Raw genomic sequence first — 18,298 nt, forward strand, 5'->3', positions numbered from 1 at the left:
TGGCTTTACGCCGCAAACTGACAGTGAAACTCACCCTGCTCGAGCGTGACACGTAAGCGCTTATATTGCTCGTCCCGCGCGCTGGCGTCGAGTAATAGCTGGCTCATCATCGGCAGCAAAGTGTTCGTAAGGATGGCGTCCACCATACGGCCGCCTGATTCAACTTCGGTACAGCGCGCCACAATCTGTCCGACCACGCTGTCATCGATTTCCGAGACAATGCCGTGGTTCTCCTCCAGACGGCGCTGAATGCGCTTAAGCTGCAAACGCACAATCTGCGCCAGCATCTCGTCGCTGAGCGGGAAATAAGGCACCACCAGCAAACGCCCGAGCAACGCGGGCGGGAAAACCTGCAGCAGCGGCGGACGCAGCGCATCGCGCAGCGCGTCCGGTTCCGGCATCAGTTCCGGATCGGCGCACATGCCGGTAATCAACTCGGTGCCAACATTCGAGGTCAGAATGATGATGGTATTGCGAAAATCGATATGGCGGCCTTCGCCATCTTCCATCCAGCCTTTATCAAACACCTGGAAGAAGATTTCATGCACGTCCGGATGCGCTTTTTCGATCTCATCCAGCAGCACCACGCTGTATGGGCGACGGCGCACGGCTTCGGTTAACACGCCGCCTTCACCATAACCAACGTAGCCCGGAGGCGCGCCTTTCAGCGTCGAGACGGTGTGCGCTTCCTGGAACTCGCTCATATTGATGGTGATAACGTTCTGCTCGCCGCCATACAGCGATTCCGCCAGCGCCAGCGCAGTTTCGGTTTTACCCACGCCGGAAGGGCCGCAGAGCATAAACACGCCGACCGGTTTGTTCGGATCGTCGAGGCGGGCGCGCGAGGTGCGCACGCGTTTGGCGATCAACTCCAGACCATGACGCTGGCCGATCACGCGCTCATTCAGCGTATCCGCCAGCTTCAGCACCGCATCGATTTCATTTTTCACCATCCGTCCCAGCGGAATGCCGGTCCAGTCGGATACCACCGCCGCCACCACGTTGGCATCAACCGAGGTGAACAGCAGCGGCGCGTCGCCCTGCAATGTTTTAAGCGCCAGTTGCTGCTGCGCCAGCGAATCACGTAAACCGGCCAACTCTTCTTCCGCCGCGGTGTGCAACTGCGCACGCAGCGCGATGATGGCATCCACCAGCGCCTGCTCCTGCTGCCAGCGCTGCGTCAGTTCATCGCGCAGTTGCTCCTGCTGTTGACGCGCGGCGGTTAATTTCTCTACCCGTCCGCTGTCGCCTGCCGCCATTTTCGCTTCGCGGTTGGCAATCTCAATCTCCACCTCCAGCGCGGCAATGCGGTGCAGGCAATCTTCCAGTTGTGGCGGCGGCGCGCTCTGGCTGACGGCGACGCGGGCGCAGGCCGTATCGAGCAACGCCACGGCTTTATCCGGTAACTGACGCGCCGGAATGTAGCGGTGAGAGAGCTTCACGGCGGCAACGACCGCTTCATCAAGCAGCAACACGCGATGGTGTTTCTCCAGCGCGGAAACCGTGCTGCGCAGCATTAATACCGCTTTTTCTTCATCCGGCTCGGCAACCTGTACGGTCTGGAAGCGGCGGGTTAATGCCGGATCTTTCTCAATGTATTTTTTATATTCCGCCCAGGTGGTCGCGCCGATGGTACGCAACTGTCCGCGCGCCAGCGCCGGTTTCAGCAGGTTGGCGGCATCGCCGGTGCCCTGCTGGCCGCCTGCGCCAATCAGGGTGTGAATTTCGTCGATAAACAGAATGATCGGCGTCGGGCTGGATTGCACTTCGTTGATCAACGCCTGCAGCCGCGCTTCGAACTCGCCTTTCATGCCCGCACCCGCCTGCAACATGCCGATATCCAGCAGCCACAGTTGCACGTTCGCCAGCGGTTCCGGCACATCGCCTGCGGCAATGCGCAGCGCTAATCCTTCCACTACCGCCGTTTTTCCGACCCCGGCTTCGCCGGTTAACAGCGGGTTGTTCTGACGGCGACGCATCAAAATATCGACCATCTGGCGGATCTCTTCGTCGCGGCCCACCACCGGATCGATTTTGCCGTCGCGCGCTCTGGCGGTCAGATCCTGGCCGTATTGCGCCAGCGTGCCCTGCTGTTGCGGCGCAGCGGCGGTATCGCCAACGGCGGTTGCCGTCTGCTGCGTCTCTTTACTGTTGGCGAAAATCGCTTCGAAGTTGTCGAGCAGTGCATCGGCGCTCACCCGCTCAAACTGCGACGAAATGCCTTTCAGCACGGTCGCCAGGCTCCAGGTTTTCAGGATCCCCGCCAGCAGATGGCCGCCGCGAATGCGCGTCACGCCAAATTTCAGCGAACCGTAAACCCACGCCCGCTCAACGGCGGTATCAATGTGTTCCGAGAGATCGGAGACAGAGCTCGCGCCGCGCGGCAGTTTATCGAGCGCGGCAACGATATCCCGCGTCAGCGCCTCTTCATTCAGCGAAAAGTGGCGGATCACCTGTTGCAGGTCGCCATCCGACTGTTGCATCAACTGGTGCAGCCAGTGAACCAGTTCGACGTAGGGGTTGCCACGCAGTTTGCAAAACGCGGTGGCGCTTTCCAGCGAGGTAAATAACAGCGTATCGAGTTTGCCGAACAGGACGGCGCGGCTAATTTCCGACATTGTAAATTCCGTTAGTTGTCACGTCAGATGAATAAGACGAAAGGTTATCCTTCCGGGCTGAATACCAAATCTCCGCGCGGTTGCGGCTGCGGCTGAGCGCCAAGCCAGGCGCTGTAACCCAGGCGACCTGCACCGCCAAGCGTGGCGCCAGCAACATCTTCATGGCGCAGGATCACGCGCAGCGCCCACTCATATTCGATGCCCAGGTACTGGCGCACCCAGTCGCGCATCTCGGTCACGGCTTTTTCACCGGGCAAGAAACGCCGGTAAGTTTCGGCGGTCAGCGGGCCAATTTCGATGCGAAACTTATGGCTCACATCGCGCACGGCTTTACCCAGAAAGGCCGACTGTCCAAGGCGTGGCGCATGGCGACCGCCCTGCAAACGCGCGCGTTCGCGTTCGCTTAGCGGCATCCACTGCGGCACGTTTTCGACGATGGACACCGGCACATTGAAATAGCAGCGCAGGATCTTCTCCAGCCCTTCTGGATCGCGTCCGTTGCGCGTCAGATGCCCGGCCAGCGCAAAACGCGCATGCGGGCTGAGGCTGCCTTTTTCCAGTTGCCCCGGTTGCCCCATGCCGATTAGCGAAGCGATGTACTGCTCAAAGCGTTTGTTGTCGCCCCGGTCGAGCGACACCGTCGGCTGCGCATCGGCCCATGCGCGATAAAACAGCAGCGACAGCCGGTGGTGAAACAGATCGGCAAAGGCGCTGAGGCTCTCGTCCTGGTGATGATCGATGCGTTCGCGGGCATATTCCGTCAAATGGATCGGCAGCGGACCGTTCGGGCCGAACAGCCCGAAACTGAGAATGGAGATATCATACAGCGGCGAACCGTCGCGCTTACGCACGTCGGCAAGGGTCGAGGGCGCAAAGCCCAGCGACGGTTTTTGCCCGATGCGCACCGATTCGAAACGCGGCAGCGGCGCGCGCCCGAGCGGGTAACGTTCCCCGCCGCGGGCGTCAATACGCCGCAGCAGGCTGAACAGATCGTAGCGCCACGGCGTGGCCATCACGTTCTGCCAGAATGCCTCCGGCAGCGAACTGGCGCGAACAATCTGCGGCGCGCTGGTTGGGGCTTCGCTCATATCAGCGCCCTCTTGCCCATGCGCGGCGGCCAGTAGCCGATTTCACCGCGCTGCTGGCTTTTCAGGGTGAACTCGGTAAAGCTGTTCATGCCCACCAGTCGGGCGAAAACGCGCTCCAGCACGCTGCCGAACAGCCACGGGCTGAAGCCGGAAAACGCCTGCTCATCAACCGTCAGCGTAATGCCAATGCCGCGAGCAAACACGATCGGCCCCGGCTCCGGCACGCGACGGTGTACCGGTTCCAGCACGCAGTGGCGCACGCCGTCGATCTGGCGCGCCACCGGCGCTTCCGCCAGCCGCGTGTACAGGCCCAGAAGCTGGCGCAGCGCGGCCGCACCTTCACCCTCGTCACCGTCCATCAGGCTGAGATAGTTCATCTGTAGCTGGCTGATCAACCGCCAGGTGCTTAACCCCTCCGCCAGCGCCGGTCGCGGCGGCGTCGGGCCTTTACGCAGGTGCAGGGATTTCACCGGCAGCGAATCCGGCATCACGAACTGCCCCATATCCTGCTGCAACATCAGCGGTAAGTCGCGGCTGGTACACAGCACTTCCGCGGTGATGTAGCGTAAATCTTCGCGCCACGGCGCATGCTGCTCATCGACCAGCGAGGCAAAGACTTCGGAACCGATATAGCCGGTACGGGTACCGTAGCGCTGCGCATGTTCCGATAACGCACGCTGCTCGCGGCGCACGGAGAAGTAAGCGCCATAGTTGCCTTCATCCTGGCTCCAGCTACTCCAGAACGGGCGAAACGTCTGCTCATCGCGCTGACCATCGACGCTGGCGTGGATTTTACGCACCGCGTAGATTTCGTAATCGAGCGGGCGAATGTTATCCACCACCAGGTGGTATTCGTGCTGGTTTTCGCTCAGTTTTTGCCTTTCGGCCACTTTCGGGAACAGGTTAATCACCGGCGTGCAGTGCAGCGCAAGGTGGTTTTTATCCACCACCCGCTCCAGTTGCCCATCGGCTTTATCCAGCAGAATGATGATATCGAACGAGGTGGCATCGCCGCTTTGCACCACCATCGAACGCAGCCCCTGAAGGCTAATAAACAGAAAACGCTGCGGGAAGGCGAAATACTCCTGCAACAGACGGTAGCCGTCGAAGTTGCGCAGATCGTCCGGCAGCAGCGACTGGCTGGCGGCAAAGCCTTCTTGCTGCAATGCGTCATCGGCCAGCACCTGCAACGGCGCACCGGCGCTGTTGGCCTGGCAAACAATGCCCACCTGATGGCCCATCAGCAGTTCCAGCAGTTTCAGCGCCTGCATATCCGGGCCGCTGAGGAACAGTTCCAGGCGATCGAAATCGAGATGGCCGAGGTTGACCGGGCCGTCGCAGCTCACACGAACTCGCAGCGCGCTTTGCGCCCCGCGCTGGCTCAGACCAACGTTCGCCAGCGGCAGATCGGCAGGTACGCCGCCCAGTTCCACCTGGCTGATTTTCAGCGGTAACAGCGTGACATCATGGGCGGTGGTATAGCTACAGGTGACGCCGTTCTTCTTCATCACCTGGCTGTCCATCATGGTGCCGCGCGGCACCACAAAGCCGTTGCTCAGATCCCCTTTCGCGCTGTCCGGCGTCAGCTCCGCAATCGCCATCGACGGCGTCGGCGCGAGATAGTTGGGCGCCACCATCTCCAGCAGACGCTGGGAGAAGCGGGGAAATTCGGCGTCCATTTTCAGTTGCACGCGGGAGGTCAGGAAAGCAAAGCCCTCCATCAGGCGTTCGACATACGGATCGGCAACGTCCATGCCGCGCATGCCGAGGCGTCCGGCCACTTTCGGATAGCGCCCGGCAAACTCCTGGCCCATTTCGCGCAGCCAGGCCAGTTCGCGGTTGTAGTAGTCCAGTAATTTGCTGTCCATGATTACCCCGCGTCTTTCAGTTCGAAATGCCCGTTTTCCAGATCCACATCCGTGCGGAACAGAAACTCCAGCGGATACGGCACGCACCACAAGCGCCCTTTGATCTCAATCGACAGCACGTTGTGCAGATCCAGCGACTGGGTATCGGAGATGCAGCGAACCTGTAAGCCCTGCGGCAAAATGCGCGGTTCAAAATACAAAATCGCGTTGGTCAGCTTGCGCTGAATATCCTGCCATTCGATGTCCGACATCCGCTTGCCCGCCAGCGGCGACACGCCAAAATTGACCACCGAGCGGCGCACTTCGTCAAAGCCGCTCAGATCCTGCTGCGCTTCGTTGTTGATGGTATTGAACAACCACTGCAAATCACGCAGCACGTGGCGTCGCAGCGTGGAATGGGAGACCAGATTACTGTTCAGCGCCTCCTGAACTTTGTCCGGTGCGTCATCGGTAAGGCGATCGAGCAGCGACGGCTGCATTTTGTCGCGCGCGCCGACGGTCTCTTTGCCGCGTCGCGAGCGCCAGCCGCTGCGCAGCAGATCGCTCTCTTCATCGTGGGCGGAATTACTCATCTGCAACGGCCGTGTCGAAACTCAGCGTGACCAGATCGAGCAGCGAGAACTCGTCGCTGTCGTTGAGCCAGACTTTTTGCCCCTGGCCCAGGAAGTGCGGCGCATCGCCCGGTAACGCCTGCCACTCGGTGACGCGGGCGAGTTTAAAGCGATCTTCGGCTTCGCTATCCAGCGGATAACGCGCCGGGATCTGGCACACCTGTTCGCTGCCATCCTGCAAACGCACCAGCGTATGGCGCCACACCAGGTCGGTGACGCTGGCTGGCGGCTGAAACTGCATAGCGGCAATCGCGCTGAACGGCAGCCAGAAATAGCGGCCGTTAACGATCGCTTCGCAGACCGGGCCAAAACGGCAGTCGCCATCCATCAGCCAGTCGAAAGTATGCGTTTCGCCATCCTGAGTGGTTAACTGGCCGGGGTTCGCCTCGGCGTTCTCCAGCGCGGCTTCGCGGTGCGCGCCAGGTTCAGTGGCTTCCGGGTCCAGCGCGCTGACCATCGACGCCAGCCACGGCCACTGTTGATCTGGCGTGACCGGACGGGCGCGGCCAGCCATCACGTCGGCACGCTGGCGTTCACCGTTGATGGCCTGCTCCAGCAGCGTCACCGTCGGTTGCGCCTGCGGTTTCAGCGCCTGCCAGCTTTTCAGTTGCGCCAGCGCGCGCGGCCAGTTGCCGTCGAGACAGAGAAGCTGGGCAAAAGCCGCACGCAGATCGGCATCGCCTGGCTGGGTGCGGATGCGGCTTTCCAGCCGGGCAAGGCTCTCATGCAGGGACTCGCCCGCCAGTTGTTGCAACAAGGTGTTCATCGCCGCTCCTTAGTTCAGGGTCTTGTAAGTCCCGACCGCCGGATCGCGCAGCTGCGGGTGCAACGAATCGATCAGCAGAATATTAAGGTGCGTACCCGGTTCGAACCACGGCGTCCAGGCTTTACGCACTTCATCAAGGCGCGCCTGCAAACGGCTGGCATCGCTGGCGACATCGCGGGAGATTTCCACCGCCACCGTGCCGTTCGCCTGCCAGCCGTTGAGGCTGTTAACGTAGGGCAGGATCATCCAGCTCTGCGCCAGGCTGCCTTCGCTGACGACCATGCGTTCGTTGTTAACGGTGGTGATCAGCAGACGATCGGCGTCAACGCTGTCGCTCAGGCCGCTCACCGGGAAACCGTGAACAAAGGTCATGGTGATCTTTTTCTCGCTGCCGTTGCTGATCTGCGTCACTTCGCTGCGCCCGTTCAGCCAGCCGCCCTTCTCACATTTGCCATCCTCTTTCGCCGGAATAAACAGCGCTGGCGCGCTGGCATCGCCCTGCCAGAAGGTGCGCAGATGGCAGCCGTCCTGCAGGGTAAATTCCTGCCACGGCGTACGGTTAGCGGCCGGGGAGAGATCTTCAGCGCGCTCAGTCGGCGGCGTCAGGGTGGCGGATGTGGAAGTGGAGGCAGTTGAAGTTGCGCCCGTCGAGGTGACGACCGGTGCCCACTCTTTCGCTTTATCGGCCGTCCCTTCAGCCAGCGTCGCGCCCTGAGGATCGGTCAATTTCCAGTGCACCTGCGTCAGCGTGCCGCACTGGTTTTCCAGCAGTGCGCCAAGACGCGGTAGAAAGTTGTTCAGTACGGCTGGTTTTTTATCGCCGCTGGCGACAATACGCAGCGGCAATGTTTTGCTGCACCAGCTTTTCGGCGTGTTATCCGCGATGTTATCGATCCAGACATCCAGTTTTTGCGAAGGCGATTGCACGATGCGGTAGTTTTCTGCCTGTACGCTGCCACACACCGCCAGCAGAGCCAAACCCGGTAGCCAAAGTTTCATAAAAGTCCTTGTAAGCTGTATCAATCACGAAGAGGGAAAAACTGGGCGGCTTCAGAGAGCGTATGCAGTAGCGTCGTCTCCTGAGGTGTGCCCATCCACACCGCTACGGCGCTATAGTTATCCTGCTGGGTCTGCGCCCCGACACTGTTTTTCAGCAGGATTTGATTCATCAGCGTCAGCCACTCGTCCGGCGTATTCACCATATGCAGCGACTGTTGCATCTGCTCTTCACTGACGCCGTGCCAGAAGCCATCGGTACAGAGCAAAAAGGCATCGCCATCTTCAATCGGCACCACATCGCTGTAGCTTGGCTCGCGTTCATCTTCACCAAGACCCAGCGCGAAGTAGAGCAAGTTACCGTTGATGCCTTCGGTCTGATGCCCGGCATCTTTCATCTGCTGCACCAGGCTGTGGTCGGTGGTGACATGATAAAGCCAGCCGCGACGAAAGAGATACAGGCGGCTGTCGCCCGCGTGCGCCCAGTAGGCAAGCTGATAATCGCGGTCGATAAACAGGCTGACCATGGTCGTGCCCATGCGGTGATAATCCTGCACTGCTTTCTGCTCTTCGCGGATAGCGCGGTTAGCATCGTTGACGTACTGCCGAATGTACTGGGCATTCAGGTGCTCATCGCCATCAAACCGGCTAATGATGGTATTACGTGCCAGTGCGGCCGCTACGTCGCCGCCGGGTAACCCGGCGATGCCGTCACATACCACAAAGCAGGCGGCACGTTCGCCGATGTTCTCCCCGGTCTGATCCTGATTACTGGCACGTTCGCCCTGTCGGGATATGGAAGCCGTGCTGATATTCATTCTTCCGATCCGCTTTGTGAGTCTTTGTACTGGTTAACCTCCATGTCATAAGCGTGGAGGAACGCTTCGCCAAACAGGGTATGGAAGTCATCATCAATTTCACCCGCCGTTTGCGCGTAAGTACGTACAAAGTAGTCCCACAGGGCGGCTTTACGGTTCGAGAGCATGCCAAGACGCGCGGTGGCGCCGTCGCGTTTGGCATCATCTTCCAGTTGTTCCGGGTTAAACGACTGCAACATCGCGGCGATAATCGCGCGGATACCGGAAATCATGCCCAACTGGTGCGCCTGTAAGTCGATCAGCGCATCGCGCACCGACTTTTTCGGCGGCATAAAGCCAGGCATCCGCGTACCAAACATCTGCATCAGCACGGTTTTGCCCGATGGCAGCAGCTTGAACGGGTTGTTGGCGTCATCCAGCACCATTGTCATATCGGCTTTAACGCCGCGTTTCAGAATCGAGCGCGAGGACAACAGCGCAACGGTGCCCTGGGAGAACATGCTCAGCATCTGGCCGAGCTGACGCATGTTCTCTTTATCAAACTGCGGCACCGGCTGCATATCGCCAAGCCCCATACCTTCCAGTAACGCATCCAGCAGCTCGCCTTTCAGCACATCGCTACTGTCGCCATTGCCGACGGCTGGCGCGCTTCGCAATTCGTTGTTGCTCTGGAGCGGATCGATACGCAGACGCCCTTTCGGCGTTTGCGCCGCGCTGCGCTGTACCGCTTGCGGCGTCGGCAGCGTGATACCCGCATAATCCTGCGGCTCCGACACCGGTTCCGGCTCATCATCGACGAACAGCGGCGTGCCGCTGAGATCTTCCGCGCGCAGTTCGGTGATGATCGGCTGCGGCTGTTGCGGCGGCGTCGCGCTGTGCGGATCGGTGATGATTGGCTCGGCGGGTTTCGCCGGAACAATCTCATCGGCATGCGCCAGCGGCACTGCGCCGCTTAACAGTCCAAGCGGATCGTCGCTGCGTGCCGCCGACGTGCTGCCGCCGCCAAACAGCGCCAGCGGATCCAGTTCATCCGCTTCCGGCGCAGGTTTTTGCGCGGTACGCTCAACCGGCGGCACCAGCGTGGATGGCGTGGCGTCGTTAAAGATGCTGTCATTTTTAAAGAGCTGTTCATCGTTAAACAGCTGATCGGAGGCGAGCGTTTTCGGCGTCACCAGCGGCTCGTTGTTATTCAACAGTGAGAGCGGATCTTCCGGGTTACGCTCCGGCTCTTTCGGCGCGGCAAAGGGGTTAAGATTTTGCGCTTCCGGCGTTTTCGCCCGGTTGCTGGAGATGCTGTCGGAGATGGAGAACTCCTGCATCAGGCTGTCCCAGATTTCCGTGGGCACTGACGCCGGGGCGTTTTCCGCTGCGCTTTTCGGCACCGGGGCGGGTGCCGGTTTGGCCACTTGCGGCTGAACGTGCTTCGGATACATCTCCTCCGCCATACGGCTTACCGGCTGCGTATCCTGAATCAGCTCGGTCACTTCGATACGGTATTCATCAATGCCCAGAATATCGCCATCCTGCAATTCGACCTGACGGCCACGTTCCAGGGGAATATCATTCAGCACTACGCGGGTCACATTGCCGCGATTGGTGATGCGACACTCGCCATTACCGGCGATATGAACAATCGCCTGTAAGCGAGAAATGGAGCGGTCGTTATCCGGCAGCACCAGGTTGTTATCAGTGCCGCGGCCGATAGTGCCGCCAGGCGGATAAAAGTCGCAGCGGCTTTGCGGCGGCTGATGACCGGGTTTACTGGTAATAATCGTGAATCGCATAGCATATTCCTGCTGGAGTTATGTGCACTCAAACGGCGCCGTTTTCCATAAAGCGGCTGCGTTTGAATACCGCCAAATTAGGCATTCTAAAATCGTTTCCGACAAAGATATTATCAGCCGTAAAGATAAATAAAAATTAACATCTCGCAAAGCCAGAACCCTGTAATTGTATGTTGGATCATATACAACCTATGAAGTCTGAGTATCCAGCCCATTTTTTCTTGAGGTAATTGTTGGATATAGGCATACGCTTCAGGCTGGACATTGCGATCTGGCGCGAATTTCATTTTTACGCCTTTGTACAATCTGACGAAATAAATAATTTTATGATGATTCAGTAACGAGCCAAAAAAAGATGAGTAATTTGTAACCAGATCCAGATCAAATCCGTTACTTCTGTATTCAGTCAATAATTCGTTGTACGAAACTTCATGCCTTTTGAAATATCGCGACGTTACCACTGTCATGATCAATAACAACAAAATAAATAATATATTGAGAATAATCAGTGCCAACTGCATTGTCATAATACTTTATCCACAATAAATTCTGCACTTTTACCTGCTACAGTCCCCGCAACTTCGCCTGTCAGATACCCGCCCACAGCGGCACCAACAATTGAGCAGGCCAGATAGCCTAATCCACCGCTCATAACGCCAAGTGCAACACAAACAGCACCAGCAGCCAGTGAGCCCATTGTACCACCATAAATGCCGCCAGCTATACTTGCGCCAAACTTGCTATATTCCTTTACCGCCACCTTAACACATTCATTTTCACGACCAGCGGTGCAAGCATGGTAAACCTCATTAGTGGAATTCATACCTGCGAAACCGATAGCAACCCACCCACCCATCTTCATGAAACGAGCCGATTTTGCGGCGTTCTCAATCCAGGTGGAATAGCCTTTGATGCCACCGACTCCCGCAGTCGTCCACTCATGTACGATCGAACGGCTGGAAAGCCCGAGTGCATGTCGTAAATCTTCGTATGGTTTTAATTTTAATGCTAATCGGGATAACTTATTCAGAAGCTGGCTAAGTTCTCCGAAGAGACGTTTTCTTTCTACAACGAATTGTTCTCCAATCAAAGCCCCGCTCGTTCTGAACTGGTTCTGATACGCCGTTTCGATCGCTTTTAATTTAGATCCTATTTCTTTGAAATAGCGCTCGCCTGCATCACCTGCCACGCCCAATGATTTATCCATAATGTTAGTAAGGGCGGCAATCGTTGCATAGTTACGATTAAAAAAATCAGCCTCATCATTGCTCAGGCTATTCAGCACATTATTCACTTTTGTTTTTGCCAGACATAACTGCCCCAGCATCATTTTATTTTCTGATTGCGGGTCAGCAATAATGAGCATTTGTCCAGGTTTTAACCACGGCGTGTCCCCGTTTATCTGCATAAAATAGCGAGCAGCTTCGCTTTGTGGATTGCTATATAGCAGTCGGGCCTGAAAATCTAATGTGCCGGGTTGTTGAACAACGGTATAACCGGGAGCAATAGTGCGTTGTGCGCTCATTGCTGTATTCCTTATCTCATATCTTTCGCACGATTTACTGCTCAAACAGGCCGTCTCTATAAAGCGGCTGCGTTTGAATACCAGGACGGTTTCCAGTTGCAGACTCTTTCTTAGAACCTATTTCGTTACTACACGCATTCATTATTTCTGGCAATGCACCATAAACTCGCCCTGCGTGGAGTGGATCGAGGAATAACTTTTTTGTCAGACATCAGATACAACATCTTTGAGATACAGGCACAGAGTCGGTGCTCTGTGCCTGCCGTAATGCGCGTCAAAAAGAGAGCAGCATTACGCTTCTTTGTTTTCCTTGATGTTCCAGCCAGCACTGGTTTCAGCACCTTTACCGCCGGAAGAGGACTGCTCCCAGTACTGCTGTTTCACTTTCGCAGCCTGGAATGCATAGGTCACACCCACGGTGTCGCCGTTATCCGCACCGGTGTACTGAACAGACGTCACCAGCACATCTTCCAGCGTGATACGTGCGTATTCAACCTGCTGGCCACCGGCTTTGCAGACGGAAAGCTCAACCTTGGACAGGTGCTTACCGCTGGCGCAGTGTTTCAGGACAGCCGTCGTGGATTTATCAATGAGTGCATTTACGTGAAGGTCGTTGAAATTGACTTTACCGGCACCGCCGCCACCGCCAACACTCATATTTCCTGGCTGTGAAGCGCCCCAGGAAAAAGATGTGATATCAGTCCAGCCGGTGTGGTTAGAGTCTTTAGATTCACCCGTAACTCCATCGACCTTCAGAAACATATCAATAGCCATAATATTTACTCTTCGTTAATGATAAATATTGCTTTCGAAAAAGCGCTTATATGGCAAACGGGTAAGCATGGGGCCGAATAAAACCGTCCATATTTTACCTCTGCCTCGTTGCTGTACAGCCGGGGGCTGTACAGTTTTTCACTTTCCCGCGTATTGCAGGAAATTGAAAACTCGTCATTGTTGTTGTCCGCCTGGCACTAGACAACGCTGACAGCGCTACCTAAAATCCCCCTTTATCTTCTATTAACCTGGATGGTCAGAAAATGAAAAAGGGGATTGTGCTGTTATTTATCTGCTTTTTCGCGGTCATCGGCATCTACACTTTCATTGATATTATTCAGTCAGTGTCTAACGTCGCCCGCTATGAAACTTTCACACTTGCCGCCTCAGGAACTCTCTTCGGCAAGGCGGTATTTTTACTCGTCGTGATTGTTGCTTTTATCCTTTCCATTAAGTTTTATCGGAAAAATTAAATCTTCGATTTTATTTTTTCCGCGACGGCGTAAATAGCGATGGATGCGGCAACAATAGCAACCAGTAAAAACAATCCTTTGTCTTCCCTTCAGCGATGTTTTTTGGTGAATTCACAGGTCAACTCCTTGTACGCCACCAACTGTTATTTTAATTCCCAAAACCAGATTTCCTGACAATACGGATAACAGTCTGAGTTACAGAGAAAAGAGTTGCTGGTCAGCGGTTCCAGCATGTCGATATGCCCCCCACCGTAACCCTCAATTTTATTAAAGAATACCACACCCCGGCGCTTTAAAAGTGCTCGCCCGCCCTGGACTTTATCAGTGTAGATTTCTGCCTTACCAAAAACATCGGCCCGATTTAATTGGTCAGCCAGCAATTTGGCGCCCATTTCAAATTTCTTACCTTTATATGGGCCACTTTTTATTGTAAAACGTCCGGTAAATTCAATGTTACATTTCAGCAGAGCCAAACTCATTCTTACGGCACAGGTATTCTTATATTGTTCGCCTTGCCTTATTAAATCGGCATAATCATAGCCAATTTCTGAAAATAAAACTTCGGGAGCAACATATCCTGCACGGGTATCATTTGATGAGTAATGCTGTTTTTTTAATTGCTCGTATAACGGTCTCATTTTTGGCTCCCTTTTTTGCAAGGCAGAAATTCCGTCATCGACTCAACAATAAAGTTGGCGGCAGATTGCTTACGCTGTTCAGTGCTCAGCTTTGCCAGACGCGAGAAAACGTACTCATGGGCAGAACCCGGCAGTATCTTCTTATACCCACACCACGCTTTCCCTTCCGTTGCATCCAACACGCCGAGAAAGTACATATCCGCTTTGATACGTTCGCGCTCGTTACCTTTATTGTTCCAGGCATTAAAAAAACGTTCGGCAGTCAGATTCACATCGTGCCCGGTTAACAGAGACGGATCGCGTGGAAATACAGAGGTATCATCTTCCGGCAATGATTGAGCCCGGGGGTATTGATAAGTTTGTGTTTCTGCTAAAACCAGGGTTGAGAAAACCAGCAGACCGCTAACAGCTATTCGGTATAGATTCATCGCATATCCTTCTGTCATGAAATCCTTCATGCCGCAGGCACACCCTGCCTGCGGCACCTTCTGCTTACGCCTCTTTGGTTTTCAGCGATGGCAGTTTTGACACCAGACGCAGCGACACGGTCAGACCTTCCAGCTGGTAGTGCGGACGCAGGAAGAATTTTGCTGCGTAGTAGCCTGGGTTGTCCTCGATCTCCTGCACCTGCACTTCGGCCGCTGCCAGCGGTTTACGCGCTTTGGTTTCCTGCGAGGAGTTGGCCGGGTCGCCGTCAACGTAGTTCATCACCCAATCGTTCAGCCAGCGTTCCATTTCGTCGCGCTCGCGGAAGGAGCCGATTTTGTCGCGCACAATACACTTCAGGTAGTGCGCAAAACGGCAGCAGGCGAAGAGATACGGCAGACGGGAAGCCAGACGCGCGTTGGCGGTGGCATCAACATCGTGGTATTCGGTCGGTTTTTGCAGCGACTGCGCGCCGATAAAGGCAGCGAAGTCAGAGTTTTTACGGTGGATCAGCGGCATAAAGCCGTTTTTCGCCAGTTCCGCTTCACGGCGATCGCTGATGGCAATCTCGGTCGGGCATTTCATGTCCACGCCGCCATCGTCGCTCGGGAAGGTGTGGCACGGCAGATTTTCCACCGCCCCGCCGGATTCAACACCGCGAATCGAAGTGCACCAGCCGTACTCTTTAAAGGAGCGGTTGATGTTGGTCGCCATCGCGTAAGCGGCGTTGGCCCAAGTGTAGTTGTTGTGGTTCGCGCCGTCGGTCTCTTCTTCAAAATCGAAGCTATCCACCGGGTTAGTACGAATGCCGTACGGCAGACGGGAGAGGAAACGCGGCATTACCAGACCTAAGTAACGGGCATCTTCCGATTCACGCAGTGAACGCCAGGCGGCGTATTCGGTGTTCTGGAAGATTTTCGTCAGATCGCGCGGGTTCGCCAGCTCCTGCCAGGATTCCATCTGCATCACGCTTGGCGCAGTGCCGGTGATAAACGGGCAGTGCGCCGCCGCGCCGATACGCGCCATCTCGCCGAGCAGCTCAACATCCTGCGGACTGTGGTCGAAGTAGTAATCGCCCACCAGGCAGCCAAACGGTTCGCCGCCGAACTGACCGTACTCTTCTTCGTAGATTTTTTTGAAGATCGGACTCTGATCCCAGCCGACGCCTTTAAAACGCTTCAGGTTACGGCCCAGTTCCTGCTTGGAGATGCTCATAAAGCGGATCTTCAGCATCTCATCCGTTTCCGTGTTATTCACCAGATGGCTGAGTCCGCGCCAGGCGCTCTCCAGCTTCTGAAACTCTTCATGGTGGATAATCTGGTTAATCTGCTGCGACAGTTTCTCATCGATACCGGCAATCAGGTTCTGAATGGTGCGGTAGGTGTCGTTGGAGAAGGTCACGGTATTTTCCAGCGCCTGCTGCGCCAGCGTTTTCACCGCGCTTTCTACCGCAGAACGCGCCTGGTCGGTTTTCGGGCGGAACTCTTTGTTCAGCAGCGAGCTAAATTCATCCTGACTAAAGGCCTGGGCGCCCTGCTGTTCATGTTGTTGCGAAGGATTGCTCATGGTTTACTCCTCTTTGCCTTGCGCGTTCTCGTCGCTGTTCGGCAACTGGCTAAGGGATTTCAGCAGCGTCGGATCCTGCAACACTTTGGCGATCAGCTCTTCCGCGCCGTTTTTCCCGTCCATATAGGTCAGCAGGTTGGAAAGTTGCGTGCGGGCTTCCAGCAGTTTGTTCAGCGGCTCGACTTTGCGGGCGATGGCATCCGGCAGGAAGTCATCCATGCTGTCGAAGGTGAGATCGACGTTCAACCGGCCTTCACCCGTCAGCGTGTTATCCACGTTGAAGGCGACGCGCGGTTTCAGCGCTTTCATACGCTCATCGAAGTTGTCGACATCGATCTCGAGGAATTTACGCTCCTCAATAGACGGTAAGTTCTCCACCGGTTTCCCGACCAGATCCGCCATAACGCCCATCACAAACGGAAGCTGGATTTTGCGCTCTGCGCCGTAAACTTCCACGTCGTACTCAATCTGTACGCGCGGCGCGCGGTTGCGGGCGATAAATTTTTGACCACTGTTACTTATTGGCATGATGTTCTCCATCGAATATGCGCGGTGAAGGTTTGACGGCCGGCGACGCGCCTGTCGTCATAACACGGTACGCGTCACTCCTGACGCCCAAAGATGTTTTGCAACTGGCTTACGCCGTCGGGCGCCAGATCGCGAATAATTTCCATAAAATCGAGTTCGATTAATCGCTGTACGCGATCGATCATCAGCGGTGCCGGGTGGCTCGGTTCATGCTGAGTAAAGTATTGCTTCACTTTCTCCAGCATCAACTGTGCGTCGGCGCGCGTCGTGACCTGCGCCGTGCGCCAGTCGGCGTGCGCCGCGAGCGGTGCGGCAACCGCCTGCGGTGCCGTTTTTTTTTGCTCCTCCCCTGCGGACGGCGCTGGCTGCTCATCGCCACGGGAAGCGCGGCTTGCTCCGGCAATCATGCTGACCGTTTTCAGTAACTGTTCCATTTCCGGCACCCCGCTTTCGCCCAGTTGTTCCAGCAGCCATGTACGGATGGTTTGCAGGCGCCCTTCAATCTGCCCGATAGCTTCAATACCGGGCTGGCCGCCGCGTACCAGTTCATCAATCAAACGCACCCGACCGCCCGGGTAACCCGCGCATTCGGTTTTGCTGCCATCCAGCAGCGCCTGCGCATCGCGCACGTTCAGCTCATCACCATTGCTGCGTAACAGTATCGACTGGCGCAGCGTGGTGGTGAGCGCGGATTTGTCGCTCAGCGCAGCCAGCGCATTAATGCGATAAAAGGGATCGAATTCACCGCCATCGGTAAGCGACGGCCAGAGCTGATCCCAGTACAGCGCCAGCGCCTGGCCCAGCAGCAGCAAACCGTCTGCGTAGCCTTCCAGCCCGCGGCGGCGCGTCCATGCATGGGTCAGCGCCAGCATAACGCGAATATCTTTCGTGCGTTCCAGCAGCGAGGTGGCCAGTTTTTCCACGCGGTTCCAGTCGGCGGGTTCGGCAGGAATGATCGTGCTGCCGAACTGCTGCTCGGCTTTACCGAGGCTGGCCTGCTCCATCGCCTGGAAGTCGGCGTCATACTCCAGATTCTCGCCGCACGGCTGCTCCGGCGTGACCGGAGCCAGTAAAGAGTCAATCGTCATCCGCAACCTGCTTATTCAAACATCGGTGGGTAAAGACCGTGGCGACCGGGTCTTGCGCCCCCCGCCGGGTCAAACAGCAGCGTAAAGAGCTGCCCGGTAAAATTGCCGCTGTGTACGTGTGTATAAAGCGGATAGCCGTCGCTGCGGTTGGTCCACCAGAAACTGATCTGGCGCGACGGGTCAAAACATTCGGCGGCCTGATTCCAGCCAATGGTCGATTCGCCGTCGCCTTCGTAACCGATCACATCAAGAATTTCCGAGCGCGACTCCGGCGCAACCAGCTGCACGGGAGGAATAGAGAGTAGCGCCTGGTCGAGCTGTTCCGGCGAGTAGCCATTACGGATTGCGTGCAGCAGCGTGCGACCCAGTTGCTGATACCAGTCGCCCGCCTGCGCCAGATGGCGCGGCGTCCACTCCAACGGGTTAATCGCCATTAGCGCGCAAATCGGATACTGGCGTCCGACGCTGTCGCGACCCGGCAGCAGACAGCCCATCTGCACTTGCTGCCCGCCAAGCATGGGCGGGACAACAAAATTCCACACCGGCGCATTGCCGAACTGGCGATCGCTGGCGCGCTGTTCTTCTTTTTGCCAGTTCATCAACCCCACCTGGAACCAGTGGGACCACTGCCGTTGCAGCGCATCGGGAAAGCGGCGCTGTAAAAAATCACCGGCACTCGGCAGTTTTCCGTACCAGCTAATTGCTGAAGTCATCGTCATTGGCGTTCCTTT

At 56.4% G+C, this 18,298-nt stretch carries 17 protein-coding genes; 1 reads left to right on the plus strand and 16 read right to left on the minus strand.

The window, feature by feature from the left end; genetic code table 11:
* Positions 1-5: 5 nt before the first annotated feature.
* From tssH to C0557_RS14160, 10 genes are all read right to left on the minus strand, one after another.
* Positions 6-2,618, minus strand: coding sequence for a type VI secretion system ATPase TssH (tssH, locus tag C0557_RS14115; protein WP_208658961.1), 2,613 nt, complete (start codon positions 2,616-2,618; stop codon positions 6-8).
* A 44-nt stretch (positions 2,619-2,662) separates the two neighbouring features.
* Positions 2,663-3,706, minus strand: a complete 1,044-nt coding sequence (gene tssG, locus C0557_RS14120; protein WP_208658963.1) for a type VI secretion system baseplate subunit TssG — start codon at positions 3,704-3,706, stop codon at positions 2,663-2,665.
* On the minus strand, positions 3,703-5,574 hold the full coding sequence (gene tssF, locus C0557_RS14125) for a type VI secretion system baseplate subunit TssF (RefSeq protein WP_208658965.1): 1,872 nt from the start codon (positions 5,572-5,574) through the stop codon (positions 3,703-3,705). Before tssF ends, tssG begins: the two co-directional genes overlap by 4 nt.
* 2 nt (positions 5,575-5,576) lie before the next feature.
* On the minus strand, positions 5,577-6,146 hold the full coding sequence (gene tssE, locus C0557_RS14130) for a type VI secretion system baseplate subunit TssE (RefSeq protein WP_208658967.1): 570 nt from the start codon (positions 6,144-6,146) through the stop codon (positions 5,577-5,579).
* Positions 6,139-6,951, minus strand: coding sequence for a type VI secretion system accessory protein TagJ (locus C0557_RS14135; RefSeq protein WP_208658970.1), 813 nt, complete (start codon positions 6,949-6,951; stop codon positions 6,139-6,141). The genes tssE and C0557_RS14135 overlap by 8 nt, the downstream gene beginning before the upstream one ends.
* A 9-nt stretch (positions 6,952-6,960) precedes the next feature.
* Complete coding sequence (locus C0557_RS14140) at positions 6,961-7,950, minus strand: hypothetical protein (RefSeq protein WP_208658972.1); 990 nt, start codon at positions 7,948-7,950, stop codon at positions 6,961-6,963.
* A 20-nt stretch (positions 7,951-7,970) separates the two neighbouring features.
* Positions 7,971-8,765 (minus strand): PP2C family serine/threonine-protein phosphatase, encoded by a 795-nt coding sequence (locus C0557_RS14145; RefSeq protein WP_007371684.1) that lies wholly within the window; start codon positions 8,763-8,765, stop codon positions 7,971-7,973.
* A complete protein-coding gene (gene tagH, locus C0557_RS14150; protein WP_208658974.1) occupies positions 8,762-10,549 on the minus strand; it encodes a type VI secretion system-associated FHA domain protein TagH in 1,788 nt (595 codons plus the stop codon). The genes C0557_RS14145 and tagH overlap by 4 nt, the downstream gene beginning before the upstream one ends.
* Positions 10,550-11,072: 523 nt before the next feature.
* Positions 11,073-12,074, minus strand: coding sequence for a hypothetical protein (locus C0557_RS14155; RefSeq protein ID WP_074777529.1), 1,002 nt, complete (start codon positions 12,072-12,074; stop codon positions 11,073-11,075).
* 291 nt (positions 12,075-12,365) lie between these two features.
* Positions 12,366-12,848, minus strand: a complete 483-nt coding sequence (locus tag C0557_RS14160) for a type VI secretion system tube protein Hcp (protein ID WP_074777531.1) — start codon at positions 12,846-12,848, stop codon at positions 12,366-12,368.
* A 263-nt stretch (positions 12,849-13,111) separates the two neighbouring features.
* Between C0557_RS14160 and C0557_RS14165 the strand changes: the two genes are divergently transcribed.
* Complete coding sequence (locus C0557_RS14165; protein WP_208658976.1) at positions 13,112-13,321, plus strand: hypothetical protein; 210 nt, start codon at positions 13,112-13,114, stop codon at positions 13,319-13,321.
* A gap of 143 nt (positions 13,322-13,464) precedes the next feature.
* Here the strand turns inward: C0557_RS14165 and C0557_RS14170 are convergent, their stop codons facing one another.
* From C0557_RS14170 to tagF, 6 genes are all read right to left on the minus strand, one after another.
* Complete coding sequence (locus C0557_RS14170) at positions 13,465-13,959, minus strand: T6SS effector amidase Tae4 family protein (protein ID WP_074777535.1); 495 nt, start codon at positions 13,957-13,959, stop codon at positions 13,465-13,467.
* Positions 13,956-14,417 (minus strand): Rap1a/Tai family immunity protein, encoded by a 462-nt coding sequence (locus C0557_RS14175; RefSeq protein WP_253073724.1) that lies wholly within the window; start codon positions 14,415-14,417, stop codon positions 13,956-13,958. The genes C0557_RS14170 and C0557_RS14175 overlap by 4 nt, the downstream gene beginning before the upstream one ends.
* 34 nt (positions 14,418-14,451) lie before the next feature.
* On the minus strand, positions 14,452-15,951 hold the full coding sequence (gene tssC / locus C0557_RS14180) for a type VI secretion system contractile sheath large subunit (RefSeq protein WP_208658978.1): 1,500 nt from the start codon (positions 15,949-15,951) through the stop codon (positions 14,452-14,454).
* Between the two features lie 3 nt (positions 15,952-15,954).
* Entirely contained in the window at positions 15,955-16,479 is a 525-nt protein-coding gene (gene tssB / locus C0557_RS14185) for a type VI secretion system contractile sheath small subunit (protein ID WP_007371675.1), read from the minus strand.
* Positions 16,480-16,553: 74 nt separating this feature from the next.
* Positions 16,554-17,567, minus strand: a complete 1,014-nt coding sequence (gene tssA, locus C0557_RS14190) for a type VI secretion system protein TssA (protein ID WP_208658981.1) — start codon at positions 17,565-17,567, stop codon at positions 16,554-16,556.
* Between the two features lie 11 nt (positions 17,568-17,578).
* The gene (tagF, locus tag C0557_RS14195; protein ID WP_074777543.1) at positions 17,579-18,286 is read right to left on the minus strand and encodes a type VI secretion system-associated protein TagF; all 708 of its coding nucleotides are present in this window, start codon (positions 18,284-18,286) and stop codon (positions 17,579-17,581) included.
* Positions 18,287-18,298: the final 12 nt, after the last annotated feature.

Source organism: Kosakonia sp. MUSA4, from assembly GCF_013085925.1.
Taxonomy (GTDB): domain Bacteria; phylum Pseudomonadota; class Gammaproteobacteria; order Enterobacterales; family Enterobacteriaceae; genus Kosakonia; species Kosakonia sacchari_B.